This is a genomic window from Paenibacillus sp. FSL L8-0708, from assembly GCF_038009325.1.
Lineage (GTDB): Bacteria > Bacillota > Bacilli > Paenibacillales > Paenibacillaceae > Paenibacillus_AQ > Paenibacillus_AQ odorifer.
On sequence record NZ_JBBPBC010000001.1, the window covers coordinates 1,802,584 to 1,818,711 of the forward strand.

Genomic DNA, 16,128 nt, shown 5'->3' on the forward strand with positions numbered 1-16,128 from the left:
GCTTCCGAAGTGAGTTTTGCGGGGAAAATTCCATGAAGATATGCTAACAAAACCTTAGGGAGGGAATGCAATGAACAAGTCCATTAAAGTGGTTGGGTTGGAAAAGTCCTACAGACAGCTTCAAGTTTTAAAGGGGGTGGATTTTGAAGTGGAGCAGGGCAGCGTTTTTGCCCTGCTTGGCTCCAATGGCGCAGGCAAGACCACCATTGTCAAAATCCTCACCACTTTGCTAAATCAAGATGGTGGGACTGCTGCAGTGAACGGATTCGATGTCGCCACAAAGCCTGATTATGTACGCCAGTCCATCAGCCTGACGGGTCAATTTGCCGCCGTGGATGAGATTCTGACCGGCCGGGAAAATCTGATCATGATTGCGAGGCTCCGCCATGAGAAGCATCCGCGTCAAGTTGCGGACGATCTGCTGGAACGCTTCACTTTGACCGATGCCGCGGATCGCAAGGTATCCACTTATTCAGGCGGGATGCGCCGGAGATTAGATCTCGCGATGAGTCTTGTTGGAAAACCGCAGATTATTTTCCTCGACGAACCAACCACTGGACTTGATCCTGAGGCAAGGATTGATGTATGGAAGATGGTTAAGGAGCTTGCCGACGGCGGTACGACTGTCTTTTTGACGACGCAGTATTTGGAAGAGGCAGAGCAGCTTGCTGATCAAATCGCCATTCTACATGAAGGTAAAATTATTGCGAGCGGTACACTCGAAGAACTAAAAAAGCGATTCCCGCCCGCAAAAGTTGAGTACATTGAAAAGCAGCCGACGCTGGAGGAAATATTCCTCGCAATCATCGGCAAAAAGGAGGGAAAGTAAATGGAAATGATTAAGAAGCACTTTTTCAGTGACATGAGTGTAATGCTTGGACGCTCTATGCGCCATATTCTCCGCAGTATGGATACCATCATCACGGTAACTATCATGCCAATTGCATTTATGCTGTTGTTTGTTTACGTGTTCGGTGGGGCCATCCAGGCGGGTACGGATAACTATGTGAATTATTTATTGCCCGGGATCATACTGATCGCTATTGCAAGTGGTGTAACTTATACGGCTTACCGCCTGTTTAACGATGTGCAAAAAGGGATTTTTCAGAGATTCCATTCTATGCCGATTGCACGTTCTACCATGCTGTGGGGACATGTGCTGACCTCCCTGATATCCAATGCGATTTCAGTTAGCGTCATCATTCTTGTTGCATTGATTATGGGGTTTCGTTCATCGGCAGGAGTGCTCTCATGGCTGGCGGTTGCCGGCATCCTCATATTGTTTACGCTGGCTCTAACTTGGGTCGCGGCAATTGCTGGACTATCCGCAAAATCGGTGGACGGCGCGACTGCTTTTTCCTATCCGATTATTTTCCTTCCTTTCATCAGCTCGGCCTTTGTGCCTACCGAATCGATGCCGCCAGTCGTTCGCGCCTTTGCTGAAAACCAGCCCGTTACATCTATAGTAGAGGCGGTTCGCTCCCTCCTGATGGGGCAGCCTGTCGGCAATGATATTTGGGGAGCCATCATATGGTGCATAGCCATTCTAGTAGTTGCGTATTTATTAGCGATGCGGGTATACAAACATAAAGTTGTTTAATTGCCAGATAACGTTACAGGATTTAGAAGCGACTTGTCTGCGGATGGGTTGCTTTTTTTCATTTCTCTACGTATCACTAAGCAGTATCCCTTTTTCTTTCACAAACTTCTCCAGAACCTTGAAATCCTCAGTAACCTTTTTAAAAGGTAAGGCTTCCAGTACCTGATCCCGGTAATCCTTTTTGGCGGCAATGGACAGGCGGGAATCGAGTATGCTGAGTACACCAAGGTCAGTTTCACTGCGGATCAGGCGCCCGGTTCCTTGTCTTAACCGAAGCAGCATGTCCGGTACAAAAACCTCCTTCAAGGGATTCTTTGCCATCGAAGTCTTATATTCATAGACAGGATCGGCAGGAACAGGGAAAGGCAGACGGAAAATGATTAACTGTGACAAATCGGAACCTTCGATATTCACACCTTCCCAGAATACACCGGTACTAAGTAGAACGCCTTTACTGCCCCGAAAGTCAGCGATCACCCCGTCCTGGGACGAACCTTCCCTTTGAACATGTAATGCCCATGCAAGCTTCTCAGAGTTTAATTTCTTATGAATATACTTCATATCCTCTTTAGCTGAAAAAAGAACCAATGTCCGCCCGTCTGTTAAATTACAGAGCCTCATCATTTCCTTGTATGCCGCTTCAAGATAATCTTCCCGCCGCTGATGGTTATAGTAGGGGATGTCCTTGGCAATATACAGCATGGTGTGGTTGTCATAATCAAACGGTGAAGCTTGGCGCTCCATATAATCTCCCCTGTAACCGAGGGACTCAGTGAGATAAGCGTATTGTTCCTCCAGCGTTTCTCCGCTTTGACACATGGTTGCTGACGTTAAAATAACTGAGGTTTTCCCGTTAAATAAGGTATATTTCAGAAACTGGCTTATCCCTTTAGGGCAGATACTAAGGGTACTCTCCCGCTGGGTATTACTTGCCCAGATCAGATAGTTATCCTCTACTCCGGCGAGTACATCAAAGAGGTCGATAAGTCCGTTCATGGCTTCAAAAATATTGTCAATCTCCCGTTCATGCCGTGAAGTTAAGACGGAAAGGCTGAGATTAAAATCTTTTAAAACCTGTGCCGCTCGTCTTAAGGGGATTCCTGTGATCTGCGATATTTTTATACGGTCATTGTCCTGCTTGGCTGTTTGCAGTAAGTCTGCCTCTACTTGTTTAAAAATATGGCCAACGCATCTTTTTATAAATTTAAATTGCGGCATAAGCTCCGTATCGGCAGATTGCTTGAAGAGAATCTGTAAGGCGTCATCCAGAATACGGCAGGTTCCCCGGTAAGTAAATTCGAGCGTTCTTGCATCTCTAACCTTTGCTTCCAGATTATGCGCTTCATCAATTACGATCAGAGCCGGCCGTTCGGTGATTAACCCCTTCGTTCCTTCCTTTTTCTTGATTAAATCACGGATGAGCAGATCCTGGTTTACGATAATAAAATCCATGTCGCTCGCGTTGGCATTAATTTTAGCTCTCATCTCATAAAACGTACATGTACTTTTATAATGGCAACGTTCAAATTTGCAATCATTCACACAAACGTTAGACCATACAGCATCACTAACCCCGCCCTTAATATCTGCCCGCTCATCAATTTCATAATTCACAATCTGTTGAGAAAGCGCAGACAGAGGAGTGTTTGAATCATCCGCTTGGAACAGATCTGCTGCCCTATACCGGCAAGCATACTGCCCCATGCCTTTTCCAACTACCGAACGTACCCTTGTAAATCCGAGACGACTTCCGATGAATCTCAGATCTTTATGTATTTGTTCTGAAAGTTGTATGGAGGATGTCGCAATAATAACCGGTTGCCTTGAGATTTGGTTAATAAGCAGGCTGGGAATGAGGTAGGCAAAGGACTTGCCGATACCGACTCCAGCTTCAATCATCGCGTTACGACCATTTATATAGGCATCAGCGATATCTAGAGACATATCCTGCTGGCCGATCCGCTCTTTAAGTCCAATCCTGGGGAATTTATCATACATTCGAAAGATAGCATTGACTAAAGAGGGCTCGATGTCCTTCTTTAGCTCCTGCTTCTGTAATTTATAGAGATCACTTAACCAGCTAATGACGACCGCCCCTTTTCAAAATCAATGATCTTCCTAATTATAGTTTTTTTGGTGAGGTTGTAATTATCTTCGATGCTACTCTAACAGTCAAGTGTCAGAATATAATATAGTGATTAAAACAAAGTGAATTACTGTGTTTTTGAAGCAGGAAAATATACACATATCTTGAATACAAACTACAAAGAAGGAGGATGAAAATGTCATACAAAGAAAATGAATTGCGTTCGTCATTAACCTTAGCAGTTCCAATCATTTTAAACAGGCATTATCATTCTATGACTATGAAAAACATCGAATTCTCCTGGTTTGTAGAGGCGCATAAGGAATTGTTAGATTCATCATTCAGTACGATATTAATGAGTATGGTAGAAGCCTTGTTTTTTGATTCTTTTGGTTACGATCAATACTTAAACCTGCTAGAAAAAGAGGGGGCTGAGCAAGGGGTTTATACTGCAGAAATATTCGGTGATCATTTTGATATCTTACTTGATATGAGCAAGGATTTAAATTTAACCGCTCAGAATATTATGTTTAAGATCATTGAAGAGTTTGTAGATGATTCCGCGATCCGATTGTTTTTTTATAATCGTTTAATGGAATGCAACTGGACCCGTTTTACTGGCTTTGCACAAGGTTATTTGTCTAATAAAAATCAACAGATTGACAATTTACATGAACAAAAAATTGCTGTTATGGGACAAATGGCAGCAGGAATGGCGCATGAAATAAGAAATCCGCTAGCTTCGATTAAAGGTTTTGCTCAGCTTGTAAATATCAGGCTAAATGAGCCGGAGATCAAAGCGGATGAATTGCGTGCATATCTGGATATCACCATCAAAGAGATTGATGCTCTGAATGGATTAGTAACGGACTTTCTAATACTGGCTCGAAAAGGTGACAGTACAAAAAATAACGGCGTAGTATTTAACGTTATGGAGGTTATACATAGAGTTAATAACATTGTGAATCAACTCATACTTAGTGATGATATTATACTTTCAGTAGAGTGCTCTTTAGAAAAAGTACTAACGTTTGGAAGCGCCTCTCAGCTAGAGCAGGTAATTCTTAATATTTTGAAAAATAGTATCGATTCCTTCACAGCTTTTAGAGGCAGAATAGATATTTCTGTTACCACAGCTGCTGAGACAAACGAAATTATTCTACTCTTTAAAGACCATGGAGAAGGAATTCCACAGGATAAATTAAAACGGATATTTGACCCTTTCTTTACTACCAAGCAAAAAGGGACAGGGATTGGATTATCGATTTGTAAACAACTAATCGAAATGTATGGGGGGCATATTAAGGTAGATTCAGAGGTTCAGGTTGGAACTAGCGTGAGGGTTATTTTGCCTTGGGTTTATGATTATCATATTTGAGATGCTGCTGTATCTAAGGAATGAAGGAGCGACTTGCCAATAGGGAAGTTGCTTTTTTTTGTTATAGTTCTACAAAAAATCAGGATGTGCGTAAGATCACAAAGCAATTATTGGATACGTTTATACTCAATATATCAATTAAATTTGAAATATAAATTACATAAGCAATTGGAGGCTACTGGCATGGATCAATTTACTTTTACAGATATGAAAAAAATAAAGAGAAAAAATTTAGGTAATGTCGTACCTTTAGAGCTTTTCAGAACGATTAGACTGATTGGTTTATATCAAGCGTTACCCATGAATGGTAAGGGTACAACGTTGACTATAGGAAGAAAAATTGGGGAAGAATTTGGTGTTACCTCGGTTAATGAACTATTCGAGTTATTCGAAGAATTGAAGATAGGGATTCCTATAATAACCCATGAAGATGACAAGGGGATGACGATTGCAGTACACGATTGTTTCTGCGAAGGGTTACCTATTATGGAAGGGAAAATGGTTTGTGACCTGGAGGGGGCCATTATTGAAGGAGCACTTACTAAAATTCGTGGAAAGCGGGTTTCCGTCCGGGAAATAAAATGTAATGTTAATGGGGATGAATATTGCGAATATCTCGTCAAATATTAAATTCATATATAAATGCGAGTAAGCGACCTTCCGATTTTAAAAGGTCGTTTTTTTTATGAAGAAGTTGTGATGGAATTAACATTCATTTAACATGCCTCTTATGCTGAAATGATATAACAGTTACAAATAGGTGAAAAGGTGGCTGTTAGATGAAACTTAGCAAAGAGGAAAAATCATGGATTTTATATGACTGTGGGAATTCGGCCTATTCGATGGCGGTTACAACTGCTTTATTGCCTATTGTATTTGGCATGTTTTCAAATGTTAACAGCAGCATGGATTTAGGGTACTTTAATTCCATTGCGAGTATTCTAGTGGCTATCCTTAGTCCGATTTTAGGCACGATCGCAGATTACAAGGATAAGAAAAAGCGCTTTTTCTTATTTTTCTCTTTGATCGGTGTGCTGGCTACGGCTTCGTTGGCATTCGTTGCACCTGCGAGCGGGCAGTGGCAGTTATTGATTGTGTTTTATATCCTGTCTGTTATAGGTTTTGCCGGAGCCAATATTTTTTATGACTCTTTTCTTGTGGATATAACCACTGATGAAAGGATGGATAAGGTATCCACAAAAGGTTTTGCTTATGGATATATCGCCAGCGTCATTCCATTTGGCATCAGCCTGCTATTGATTCTGTTTATGGGGATGGATAAGTCGATCGGTTATCAGATTGGGTTTATCATTACTGCCCTTTGGTGGGGGCTGTTGACCATACCCATGATCAGAGATGTGAAGCAGAGATATTATATTGAGCCTGAACCAAGACCTGTAATCAACAGTTTTAAAAGACTGGGAGACACCTTTAGGAATGTTAGACAGCATAAAGTTGTATTTGTTTTCTTAATTGCGTACTTTCTTTATATTGATGGGGTAGATACGATTATTAAAATGGTGGTGCCCTATGCCACATCGGTTCTGGGTGCGGATGCTTTTGACACCTTTACCTTACTGGGGATATTATTAGTTATCCAGATCATCGCTTTTCCTTGTGCAATCCTGTATGGTAATCTCGCCAAAAAATACTCCGCCAGGACTTTGATAATCGTGGGGATTGTTACATATATCATTTCCTGCATCGCGGCTTTTTTTATCACTTCAGTGTGGCATATATTTATTTTAGGTGCGCTAATTGGTTCCGCTCAGGGAGGCATTCAGGCGCTCAGCAGGTCTTATTATGCGAAGATCATTCCAAAGGAGAATTCCAATGAATTCTTTGGTTTTTACAATATTTTTGGCAAGTTCGCGGCCATTGTTGGTCCTGCTGTAATGTCTTTAACAACAACCTTAACAGGTAATGCTAAATTTAGTATTTTAGCGATTATCCCACTTTTTATTATTGGATTATTCGTATTTATAACTTTACCTAAAGAGCAGCCTGAACATGACGAACCTAAGGGGCTTATTCTATGAAGTCAATTAAAGCACAAACGGCTATGGCCAAGCATTTGATCGTCATCTCTTACGATGCCTTTTCAGAAGACCACTGGGCATTGGCCAGCCGGCTTCCAAACTTAAGTAAATTAATTAAAAACGGAGCTCATAGCCATAAATTGAAAAGTGTGTATCCGACACTCACATATGTAGTGCACACGACCATAGCAACCGGTGTATATCCGGATAAGCATGGCATCCACCACAACAATCCGTTTCAGCCCTTTATTAAGGAAGAGGAGCAAAATTGGTTCTGGTTTAGAAATGCGATCAAGGTGCCAACGATTTACGATGTTGTGCGCGAGCATAAGATGAGCACAGCCGGAATCCTATGGCCAGTATCGGGTAAATCCTCCATCCAATACAATATACCTGAAATCAGAGCCATCAAAAACGAAAATCAGGCACTGAAGATATTAAAAAGCGGAAGCCCCTTATACTGTGTGGATATGGAGCTGAAATATGGCCGGATCCGCAAGGGGATTGAGCAGCCTTATCTGGATGACTTCACGACCAAATGTGCTATAGACACGATTAAGCGCAAAAAACCTAATCTTCTAATGATGCATCTGATCGATCTGGATGATGCCAAACATGCTTATGGAACTGACAGTGACGAAGTGATGCAGGTAATCACACGTATGGATAATAGGTTAGGCGATATTATGCAGGCAGTGGATGAAGCGGGGATAAAGGATGATACGATTTTTTTAATTTTGGGGGACCATGGCCAGTTTAATGTTAGGTACAAAGTGCATTTGAACAACCTTTTGCAGGAAAAGGGCCTGATCTATGAAGAGAACGGCGAAATGAAGTGGAGAGCTTACTTTCAGTGTGGGGGTGGAGCGGCTTACTTGCATATCCGGCAGGGCGATGAAGAAGCTGAGCAAATAGCATTAGCTGTTATTGGAGATAATATGAGAGAGGAATCTTCAGGTATAGAGAAATTGTATGCTAGAGATGAACTGGATTATTTTCATGTGGGCCAAACCACAAAGTATATGCTTGAGGCTAAGAGAGGTTATTGTTTCGACGAAAGTATGGATGAACCAACGATTGTTGATTTGGACAAACAAGGCGTTAAATTTGCCACGCATGGCTATTCTCCTGATAAAGACGGCTATAGATGCAACTTGGTTGTCTCTGGGGAAAAGATTAGAAATGGGCATCCTATAGGGGACATCGAAATGGTAGATATAGCCCCCACGATGGCAAAGATTTTAGGGATTGATTTTAATCCAGGTGACGGAAGACCTTTAGAGGAAATTTTTATGGACTAAATTAAGCAATGTGAAACGGAGAAATTCAATGATTGAAACGCGAAAACAGAAATCAAATAAACTCAAGATATTCTCAAAAGTATTCATGATTATTATTGGGGCGCTAATAGCTGCCTATGGTCTAGAATCTGTATTGATACCCAACAATGTCTCAGATGGAGGTGTCACAGGTCTAAGCATCGTTGGCTCTGAACTGTTTGGCTTACCGCTAGGGCTGCTAATTGGCATAATTAATATCCCTTTTGTGTGGCTAGGATATAAGCAAATTGGTAAAAGCTTTGCTCTTTATTCCGTTATCGGTATTGCTTCACTGGCTATTGGCACTAGTCTTATGCATCATGTACCGACGATTATAGAAGGTGATACCTTATTAATTACCGTTGTTGGCGGGATTATTATCGGTTTTGGTATGGGGTTAGCCTTACGTAATGGTGGAGCATTAGATGGGATAGATATGTTAGCTGTCTTACTTTCACGAAAATTACCTTTTGGGACCAGTGATTTAATCTTATTTCTAAACATGTTTGTCTTTATTGTTGTTTCAACAGTATTTGGCCTACAAGGGGCTATTCTATCAGCACTTGCTTATTTTATTGCTTCTAAGGTCATTCATATTATTGAAGAAGGTTTGAGTGGCTCTAAAACGTTTAAAATCATCACTATTCAACCGGAAATCATGGTCGAGACTATTCGTGACCGATTGGGTCGTGGAGCAACTTATACAGATGCTTATGGCGGCTACTCAAATGAACAATTCAAAGAAATCACTTGTGTCATTAACCGTCTGGAAGAAAGTAAAATAAAAGATATTATTCGTGAAATTGACCCGAATGCTTTTGTAGTAGTCTACGATGTTGCAGAAGTTAAGGGCGGCAGTTTTAAAAAGAAAAATATTCACTAATGACTATAAATCGCGTTGGAGAGAAGCTAATTATGCTCTTGCCAGCGCGTTTTTTTGTTTTCTTTGAAGGAGAGGAAAGGCTTGGTATAGATTTAATATAATTAAAGTTGGAATACCTACTCTAACAATATGCTTATACAATAGAATTAATAAGGTTGGAGAGGGGACATGGATATGGATGCTGTTCATAAAGAAAAGATCTTAATCAAAAATGAAAAGCTTATTAGCATGGTCATTGAACGGGCTAAGAGAGATTTTTCTGATGATATTGCAATTATAGGGCTTACAGGTTCTTTTAGTACTGGGGATTTTCATGAAAAAAGCGATCTTGATCTAATCATAATTAATAACACAGAGCAAGGCTGGGGGATATCTTCGTGTTTTATTTTGGATGATATTGGATACGATCTATATTGTACGCCATGGGAAACAAGGATAGAAGATCAAGCCAATCTCGAGAGTCCAATGATTTCATGTCTGGTGGATTTACAGGTGTTATACTGTGCAAAACCCGAATATTTGGAAAAGCTAAATTTATATAAACAGAGAGCACTCGATGCTCTGGCAATGCCTATAGGGAGAGAATGTATCAGTAGAGCGAAAAAGTGTATAGACATAGCAAAACAGGAATATGCGAATACATTACTTTCTGCAGATATAGGAGCAGTAAGGTATGCTTCAAGCGAAGTTTTATACAATTTGTTAAATGCGCTAACTCATTTGAACAATACTTATTTCAAACGGGGAATTAAGAGATATTTAGAGGAAATAGCTACGTACCGTTATGTTCCTGATGATTTTGAAAAGATATATATGGCTGTGATAGAGGCGAAGACTATCGGTGAAATCAGAAGTGCAGTATATAAGGCACTTAAAAACATCAATGATTTATATAATAAAATGTATAAGGATTTTGTAGTGCAGCCTGTCCCAAGCTATGATAATCTTGGCGGAACTTATGAGGAATTATGGTGCAACTACCGCAATAAGATTATAGCAAGTGTAGAATCGGGTGATAGATCGTATGCGTATCTAGCAGCAATGGGCATACAAGGTTTTCTTGATGAAATGACAGAATGGAAGGGAACTAAAAAGTTTGATATCATGCAGTATTTTGATTCTGACCATCTTCAAGTCTTTAAGAATGAGTTTCTGAAGGTCATGGATGAATATCTGGAGGAATACAACAAGGTAGGCAGGAAAGTCGAACGATACAATACTTTCGAGCAATTATATAACGAATATATGAAGGTATAGAAAATAGCCCACTACCAATCTTTGGATTGAAGTGGGCTATTTTTTATTTGACAAGAAAACTTGGCGTATTATAATAATGATGACAAGAAAACTTGTCATCATCTTTTCAATTTGAAAGGAGAAATTTTTATGAAAAAGGAAGAAATATTAGAAAAAAGCAGAAATGAAAAAGGAGACGAAGGAAAAGAATTTGTATTTGCTAAAGGCAGAAAAAGCGGATTCATTGGAATGTTGATTGTATTTTGCATTCTGAGTGTCTTCAGTTTATATAATCATAGTCAGGAAACAAATCTTGCATTAAAAGCCTTGATAGCCATGTTTTTTGGATATTTGAGCTGTGAAGGTCTTGGGATGTATTCTGTAACTAAGAAAAAGATGCATTTACTCAATTTCATTTTAGGATTAATTATAAGTGTTTCGTTTTTGTTTATTTACTTTTATGGGATGAGTGATTAGTATGAGTGAACCTTTGGTTTTAAAAAATAAACTGCGCGAAGCAAGAACGGAACAAAAATTATCGCAAGCACAATTGGCAGAAATGGTGGGTGTCTCAAGAAATACTATAAGCTCGATTGAAACCGGACAGTTTAACCCTACTGCAAAATTAGCTTTGATTTTATGTATTGCGTTGGATAAAAAATTCGAAGAATTATTTTATTTTGATTAAAATCAACAGAAGCTTTTCTGGGTTTAACTCTAGATGTCAGAAAAACAGCGATACTCCATCATTGGAGATCGCTGTTTTTTTTTTCAGTCGATTATAGCTTACTCAGGAATTTACAGGGTTCTGTTCAACAGATTTGGGTGTAAAAGCTCTTCGAACAACCTTCGTTAATTCCATTAGGATGAGGGAGCCGAGGGCTAAGCCTGCTGCAATCAGCCACTCTGACATTCCAAATGAAGCCGGAATCGAGAAGATTTCTCTAACTCCTGGCAGAACCGCAATGCCGTAAAAGGCAAAGCAGACCAGAACGGCTCCGATGACGTATTTGTTGCTGAAAAGGCCAGCTTCAATAGCAGTTTGACTGTTCGAACGGGCGGCAAAGGTCTGCAATGTACGAGACAAGATCAGGGTTGTGAATGCCATAGCTACGCCCATATCAGGCGAATCCTGAAGTCCGATATACAGGGATATGATAACAGCTATACCTATGAGTAGACCACGAGTGACAATGGCCTGCATCATTCCTCCTGCGAATATTCCTTCTTTGAGCTCTCTTGGTTTTCTGTTCATCACATTAGGTTCAGGTTTTTCCATCCCAAGAGCTATGGCGGGCAGAGAATCATTCGCCAGATTGATGAATAGAAGCTGAATCGCTGTGAAAGGATTAATCCAGTTGAAAATAAGGGCAAAGAGGATGGCGATAATTGCACCCAGGTTACCTGAGAACAAATAGGCGATCGCTTTTTTAATATTGTCAAATACCGTTCTGCCCACAGATACAGCATTGACAATGGATACAAAATTATCATCGGTCAAAATCATGGCAGCCGCATCTTTGGCAACATCGGTTCCACTGCCCATGGCAACTCCGATATCTGCTTGTTTCAAAGCAGGCGCGTCATTTACACCATCACCGGTCATGGCTGTTATTTTGCCTTTCCGCTGCCACGCGCGGACAATTCTGATCTTGTTCTCCGGAGAGACACGGGCGTAGACACCGATCTGTTCAAGTTTTTGATCAAGTTCCTCGTCAGACATGGCATCGAGTTCTTGGCCGGTTACGGCAATTTCATTCTCAGTCATCAGACCGATATCGCGGCCGATCGCTTGTGCGGTTGTCTTATGATCACCGGTAATCATGATGGTTCGGATTCCAGCCTTCTGAGACTCTGCGATCGCGCCGTAGACAGCTTCCCGAGGTGGATCAATCATAGCTGTCAAACCTACGAGCACTAGATTTTGTTCATCCTCCAATCCGACTTCAGTAACTGTATTTGGTACGGTTTTGTAGGCATAGGCAAGTACACGGAGTGCTCTGCTGGAGAACTCCTCATTGGCTTCGAAGAAGCGTTCAAGAACTTCTGGTGTCATCGGCACTTCTTTTCCACTTAACAGTACATGCGAGCATAGACCAAAGAGCACATCGGGTCCACCTTTAGTAATCATTGCTTTTTGTCCGTTAAAAGTATGCAAGGTCGTCATCAGCTTGCGATCCGAGTCAAAAGGTAGTTCGGCTTCGCGAGGGAAATTATCGCGTATTTCCTTATAATCTTTATTCTTGCTGTTGCTGAAGGCAATAAGTGCTACCTCTGTAGGATCACCCAGCTCTTTACCATCCTCATTAATGTTAGAGTCGTTGCAGAGCACGGCAATATGCAGGAGCCGCCGGGCTTCTTCAGACCATTCTTCAGGCGCTTGATTGAATTGATCACGGTCACCTTCTGGTAGAAAGTAATCTACAACAGTCATTTTATTCTGGGTGAGGGTACCGGTTTTATCTGTACAGATGACACTGGTTGACCCAAGGGCTTCGACAGCGGGTAGCTTACGAATAATCGCATGTTGCTTAGCCATCTTATTAGTACCTACGGATAGGACAATAGTTACTATTGAGGAAAGAGCTTCGGGAATCGCAGCAACCGCCACAGCGACTGCAAACATTAACGCATTCAGGATAGCTTCTGTTGTATCCACAGTCTCATTCGATAACCAAACACGTCCGGCCTGGATGGCAAAGATTACAATGGACAGGAGTATAATTGCTACCCCCAGCTGCTTGCTGAATGTTTCGAGCTTGCGCTGCAGCGGTGTTTGCTTGGCTTCGGCGCTTTCAATGAGTTCAGCAATTTTTCCGATTTCGGTAGTGAGTGCAGTTCCCGTTACTACTAGCGTTCCGCGGCCATATACAACTAGTGAACCGCTGAACGCCATATTACGCCGGTCTCCAAGCGGAGATTCTTTCGCGATGATATTTGTATGCTTTTCCACAGCTTCGGATTCTCCGGTTAGCATACCCTCATTTATTTTTAAGCTTTCCGATTCTATAATCCGGCCATCGGCGGGTACAAAATCGCCGGCTTCCAGCCAGACGATATCACCGCGTACAAGTTCCCTTGCCGGGACGGTTTTTAATTCTCCATCACGCAGCACTTTGGCCTCGGGTGCTGACATCTGCTGCAAGGCATCAAGTGAACTCTCCGCTTTACGGGTCTGGATGACACTTATAACTGCATTGAGAATCAACACGAGGAAAATAATAAGCGACTCCATAACTTGTCCCATAACAATCTGGACAATGGCGGCTATAAGCAGTACGACTACCATAGGGTCTTTGAAGTTTTCAAGAAAAAGCTTCCAAACAGGATCTTTTTTCTTTCCTTTTAATTCGTTAAAACCATAATCTTTTAGACGATTGTCGACTTCTGCCGAAGTAAGCCCGTTAGCTGAACTCTGAACATCCTGTAAACTGTCGGCTACATTGTTGCGGTAATATTCCACTAATGATAGCTCCTCTCTGCTGTGCTGTGTCTTTGTTCTTAAAAATTACGGTTCAAGCCGGGACAAGTTTCAAAATATCGAGCTGCATAAACTGTTTTTACATTATAAATGTGTCTTTTGAGCTTGAAATTGGACTGAGCATTGAGCTTGACGTATAGTATTAATACTGTCGAACCTTGTAATAAATTGAGTTCTGAACTAGATAGAAATTTGGAGGAACCTCGTGAAGTTTACATTCAAGGAAGAAAAAATATATGTAAATCTGGTTCGTTTCGTTGGGTCATTGCTCTTAGCAATTTCCTATTACAAAGATTATAGCGGTCAAGGATTCATTAACCTTCTAGGTGGTCTGATCGTGTTGTTGCTATATATGGTGTTGATTTGGGCAAAAAACGCTTGGTGGACTGAAGTGAAATATTATGCTGTTACTTTTATAATGATTTTGATTATATTAGTGCTTCATTATGTTTTTGGCTCACCGAATACAAGTTTACTATGGCCGCTTTATTTTATTATCCTATTTATGAATCGAGTTTATCCCCGTGTTTCTTTTATTGTTGGAATCACTACACTTACTGCTGTTTTTCTGATTTATTCATTGTCCTTAGGCAGTTTTTTAGGGCTGCTTTGTGTAATCCTCGTAGCGCGAAGTATAAAAATCAGAAGAGATGCTCACTACTTAACAACGCTCCACCTTGAAGAGTTAAATAAAACTCATAAAGAGCTGGAGGCTACGCATAACGAACTTCAAGAAGCTATGGTTCATTCGGTACGTTATGCAGCTTTAGAAGAAAGAACCCGGCTTGCCAGCGAAATTCATGATGGACTGGGTCATCAATTGACTTCACTGATAGTACAATTGCAAGCCCTTCAGATTATGCAAGTAAATGATCCTAAAAGAGCAGCTGAGTCCACCAGCCAGTTAATTACTATTGCTCGTCAAGCTATGGCGGAAGTTCGAGTTGCGGTAAAGGAATGGTCAAATGACGAAATGGGTTTAGGGCTAGTTGCTTTAAAAGGCCTCGTAGCCCAAACTCAAAGCAGATCTTCTATACAGTTCAAACTTAATCAAAAACTCGGAAGTCACAGAGTGGCCTATTGAAACAAGTATCGTGTTATATCGAGTTCTGCAGGAGTCATTAACCAATGTGCTTCGTCATTCAAATGCGACTATTGCCAGCATTGATATTGAAGAAGTAAACGATACGATTTACCTTACGGTCACAGACAATGGAGTAACTGCTAAAGAAGAACCTTTAAATTTAGGGTATGGTCTAAATGGCGTAACAAAGCGGTGTAAAGCATCGGGGGGCTACTGTTTTTTTTCGTCTATAGAACCTCATGGCTTTCGCCTGCAGGCAGTCGTTCCCGTTGCATGTAGACCTATTGTGGAAGAGAAGGAGTAGTTCACTTGGATAAAATAATTAGGATTGTACTTGCTGACGATCAGCCTTTCGTCCGGCAAGGATTAAGGTACATTATAGATTCACAACCTGATATGGAATGCGTAGGAGAAGCCTGTGATGGGGAGGAAGCTTACCTTGTTTCACTTGAAACTAAACCCGATATTGTGTTAATGGATATTCAAATGCCTAATTCCTCGGGGCTTGAAGCAACTCGCAAAGTTCTCCGTGTAAGTCCAGAAATTAAGATTGTACTTCTAACCACTTTTGATGTTCAAGCCTATGTTATTGAAGGGATACGTGCAGGCGCAGTAGGGTACTTGTTGAAGGATACGGATATGCAAGAAGTTCTTGCGGGAATACGCTGGGCGAATCAAGGTAATGCAATTTACAGGACACCTACTGCAAGTAAGGCGCTTATAGCAGCCATTTCGAGTGATGCTAAACTAAACAAAACAGAGCAAGCATCAGATGATTTTTCTGAATCTCTGACCGAACGTGAACTTGATGTACTCCAACAAATGGCATACGGGCGCAGGAACTCTGAAATTGCGGAAATTCTGAATATTTCACAGGGCACGGTTAAGACTCATATTCATCGTATTCTCCAAAAGCTTGAGGTCGAAGATCGTACACAAGCTGTTGTATTGGCTATACGGACAGGGATGGTAGAGTAACAGAGGGAGAAGTTGTTCTATAAAAAAAATAGCCATGTAGTTAG

The 16,128-nt window shown here is 41.1% G+C and carries 15 protein-coding genes; 13 read left to right on the plus strand and 2 right to left on the minus strand.

The genetic code is table 11. The features are described 5' to 3' along the window. The first annotated feature begins 70 nt into the window (after positions 1 to 70). Complete coding sequence (locus NYE58_RS08295; RefSeq protein WP_036675796.1) at positions 71 to 829, plus strand: ABC transporter ATP-binding protein; 759 nt, start codon at positions 71 to 73, stop codon at positions 827 to 829. After that, positions 830 to 1,600 carry an ABC transporter permease gene (locus NYE58_RS08300; RefSeq protein WP_038569396.1) on the plus strand — a complete coding sequence of 257 codons (771 nt, stop codon included), beginning with the start codon at positions 830 to 832 and terminating at the stop codon, positions 1,598 to 1,600. A 66-nt stretch (positions 1,601 to 1,666) separates the two neighbouring features. Here NYE58_RS08300 and NYE58_RS08305 read toward each other — a convergent pair whose 3' ends face one another. After that, on the minus strand, positions 1,667 to 3,598 hold the full coding sequence (locus tag NYE58_RS08305) for an ATP-dependent DNA helicase (protein ID WP_249267680.1): 1,932 nt from the start codon (positions 3,596 to 3,598) through the stop codon (positions 1,667 to 1,669). 284 nt (positions 3,599 to 3,882) lie between these two features. Between NYE58_RS08305 and NYE58_RS08310 the strand changes: the two genes are divergently transcribed. The 8 genes from NYE58_RS08310 (at position 3,883) to NYE58_RS08345 (ending at position 11,229) form a co-directional block, all read left to right on the plus strand. Then, complete coding sequence (locus NYE58_RS08310; RefSeq protein ID WP_341001549.1) at positions 3,883 to 5,064, plus strand: sensor histidine kinase; 1,182 nt, start codon at positions 3,883 to 3,885, stop codon at positions 5,062 to 5,064. Positions 5,065 to 5,247: 183 nt separating this feature from the next. Next, complete coding sequence (locus NYE58_RS08315) at positions 5,248 to 5,694, plus strand: V4R domain-containing protein (RefSeq protein ID WP_036675792.1); 447 nt, start codon at positions 5,248 to 5,250, stop codon at positions 5,692 to 5,694. A 149-nt stretch (positions 5,695 to 5,843) separates the two neighbouring features. After that, positions 5,844 to 7,103 (plus strand): MFS transporter, encoded by a 1,260-nt coding sequence (locus NYE58_RS08320; RefSeq protein WP_076098890.1) that lies wholly within the window; start codon positions 5,844 to 5,846, stop codon positions 7,101 to 7,103. Next, positions 7,100 to 8,404, plus strand: a complete 1,305-nt coding sequence (locus NYE58_RS08325; RefSeq protein WP_341001550.1) for an alkaline phosphatase family protein — start codon at positions 7,100 to 7,102, stop codon at positions 8,402 to 8,404. Before NYE58_RS08320 ends, NYE58_RS08325 begins: the two co-directional genes overlap by 4 nt. Positions 8,405 to 8,432: 28 nt before the next feature. Next, positions 8,433 to 9,305 carry a YitT family protein gene (locus tag NYE58_RS08330; protein WP_036675789.1) on the plus strand — a complete coding sequence of 291 codons (873 nt, stop codon included), beginning with the start codon at positions 8,433 to 8,435 and terminating at the stop codon, positions 9,303 to 9,305. Positions 9,306 to 9,473: 168 nt separating this feature from the next. Further along, positions 9,474 to 10,562: a nucleotidyltransferase domain-containing protein gene (locus tag NYE58_RS08335; RefSeq protein WP_256717061.1), complete on the plus strand. Its 1,089-nt coding sequence runs from the start codon at positions 9,474 to 9,476 to the stop codon at positions 10,560 to 10,562. Between the two features lie 129 nt (positions 10,563 to 10,691). Continuing rightward, positions 10,692 to 11,018 (plus strand): DUF6442 family protein, encoded by a 327-nt coding sequence (locus NYE58_RS08340; protein WP_036675787.1) that lies wholly within the window; start codon positions 10,692 to 10,694, stop codon positions 11,016 to 11,018. Between the two features lies 1 nt (position 11,019). Next, the gene (locus NYE58_RS08345; RefSeq protein ID WP_036675786.1) at positions 11,020 to 11,229 is read left to right on the plus strand and encodes a helix-turn-helix transcriptional regulator; all 210 of its coding nucleotides are present in this window, start codon (positions 11,020 to 11,022) and stop codon (positions 11,227 to 11,229) included. Between the two features lie 102 nt (positions 11,230 to 11,331). Here NYE58_RS08345 and NYE58_RS08350 read toward each other — a convergent pair whose 3' ends face one another. Then, complete coding sequence (locus tag NYE58_RS08350; RefSeq protein WP_038569401.1) at positions 11,332 to 14,004, minus strand: cation-translocating P-type ATPase; 2,673 nt, start codon at positions 14,002 to 14,004, stop codon at positions 11,332 to 11,334. A gap of 223 nt (positions 14,005 to 14,227) precedes the next feature. Between NYE58_RS08350 and NYE58_RS08355 the strand changes: the two genes are divergently transcribed. Genes NYE58_RS08355 through NYE58_RS08365 form a run of 3 tightly spaced genes read left to right on the plus strand, consistent with a single transcriptional unit; the run spans position 14,228 to position 16,084 of the window. Next, positions 14,228 to 15,106 (plus strand): sensor histidine kinase, encoded by an 879-nt coding sequence (locus NYE58_RS08355; RefSeq protein ID WP_081386936.1) that lies wholly within the window; start codon positions 14,228 to 14,230, stop codon positions 15,104 to 15,106. A 10-nt stretch (positions 15,107 to 15,116) separates the two neighbouring features. Beyond that, positions 15,117 to 15,410 carry an ATP-binding protein gene (locus tag NYE58_RS08360; protein WP_143760513.1) on the plus strand — a complete coding sequence of 98 codons (294 nt, stop codon included), beginning with the start codon at positions 15,117 to 15,119 and terminating at the stop codon, positions 15,408 to 15,410. Positions 15,411 to 15,415: 5 nt separating this feature from the next. Beyond that, positions 15,416 to 16,084 (plus strand): response regulator, encoded by a 669-nt coding sequence (locus NYE58_RS08365; RefSeq protein ID WP_076098888.1) that lies wholly within the window; start codon positions 15,416 to 15,418, stop codon positions 16,082 to 16,084. Positions 16,085 to 16,128: the final 44 nt, after the last annotated feature.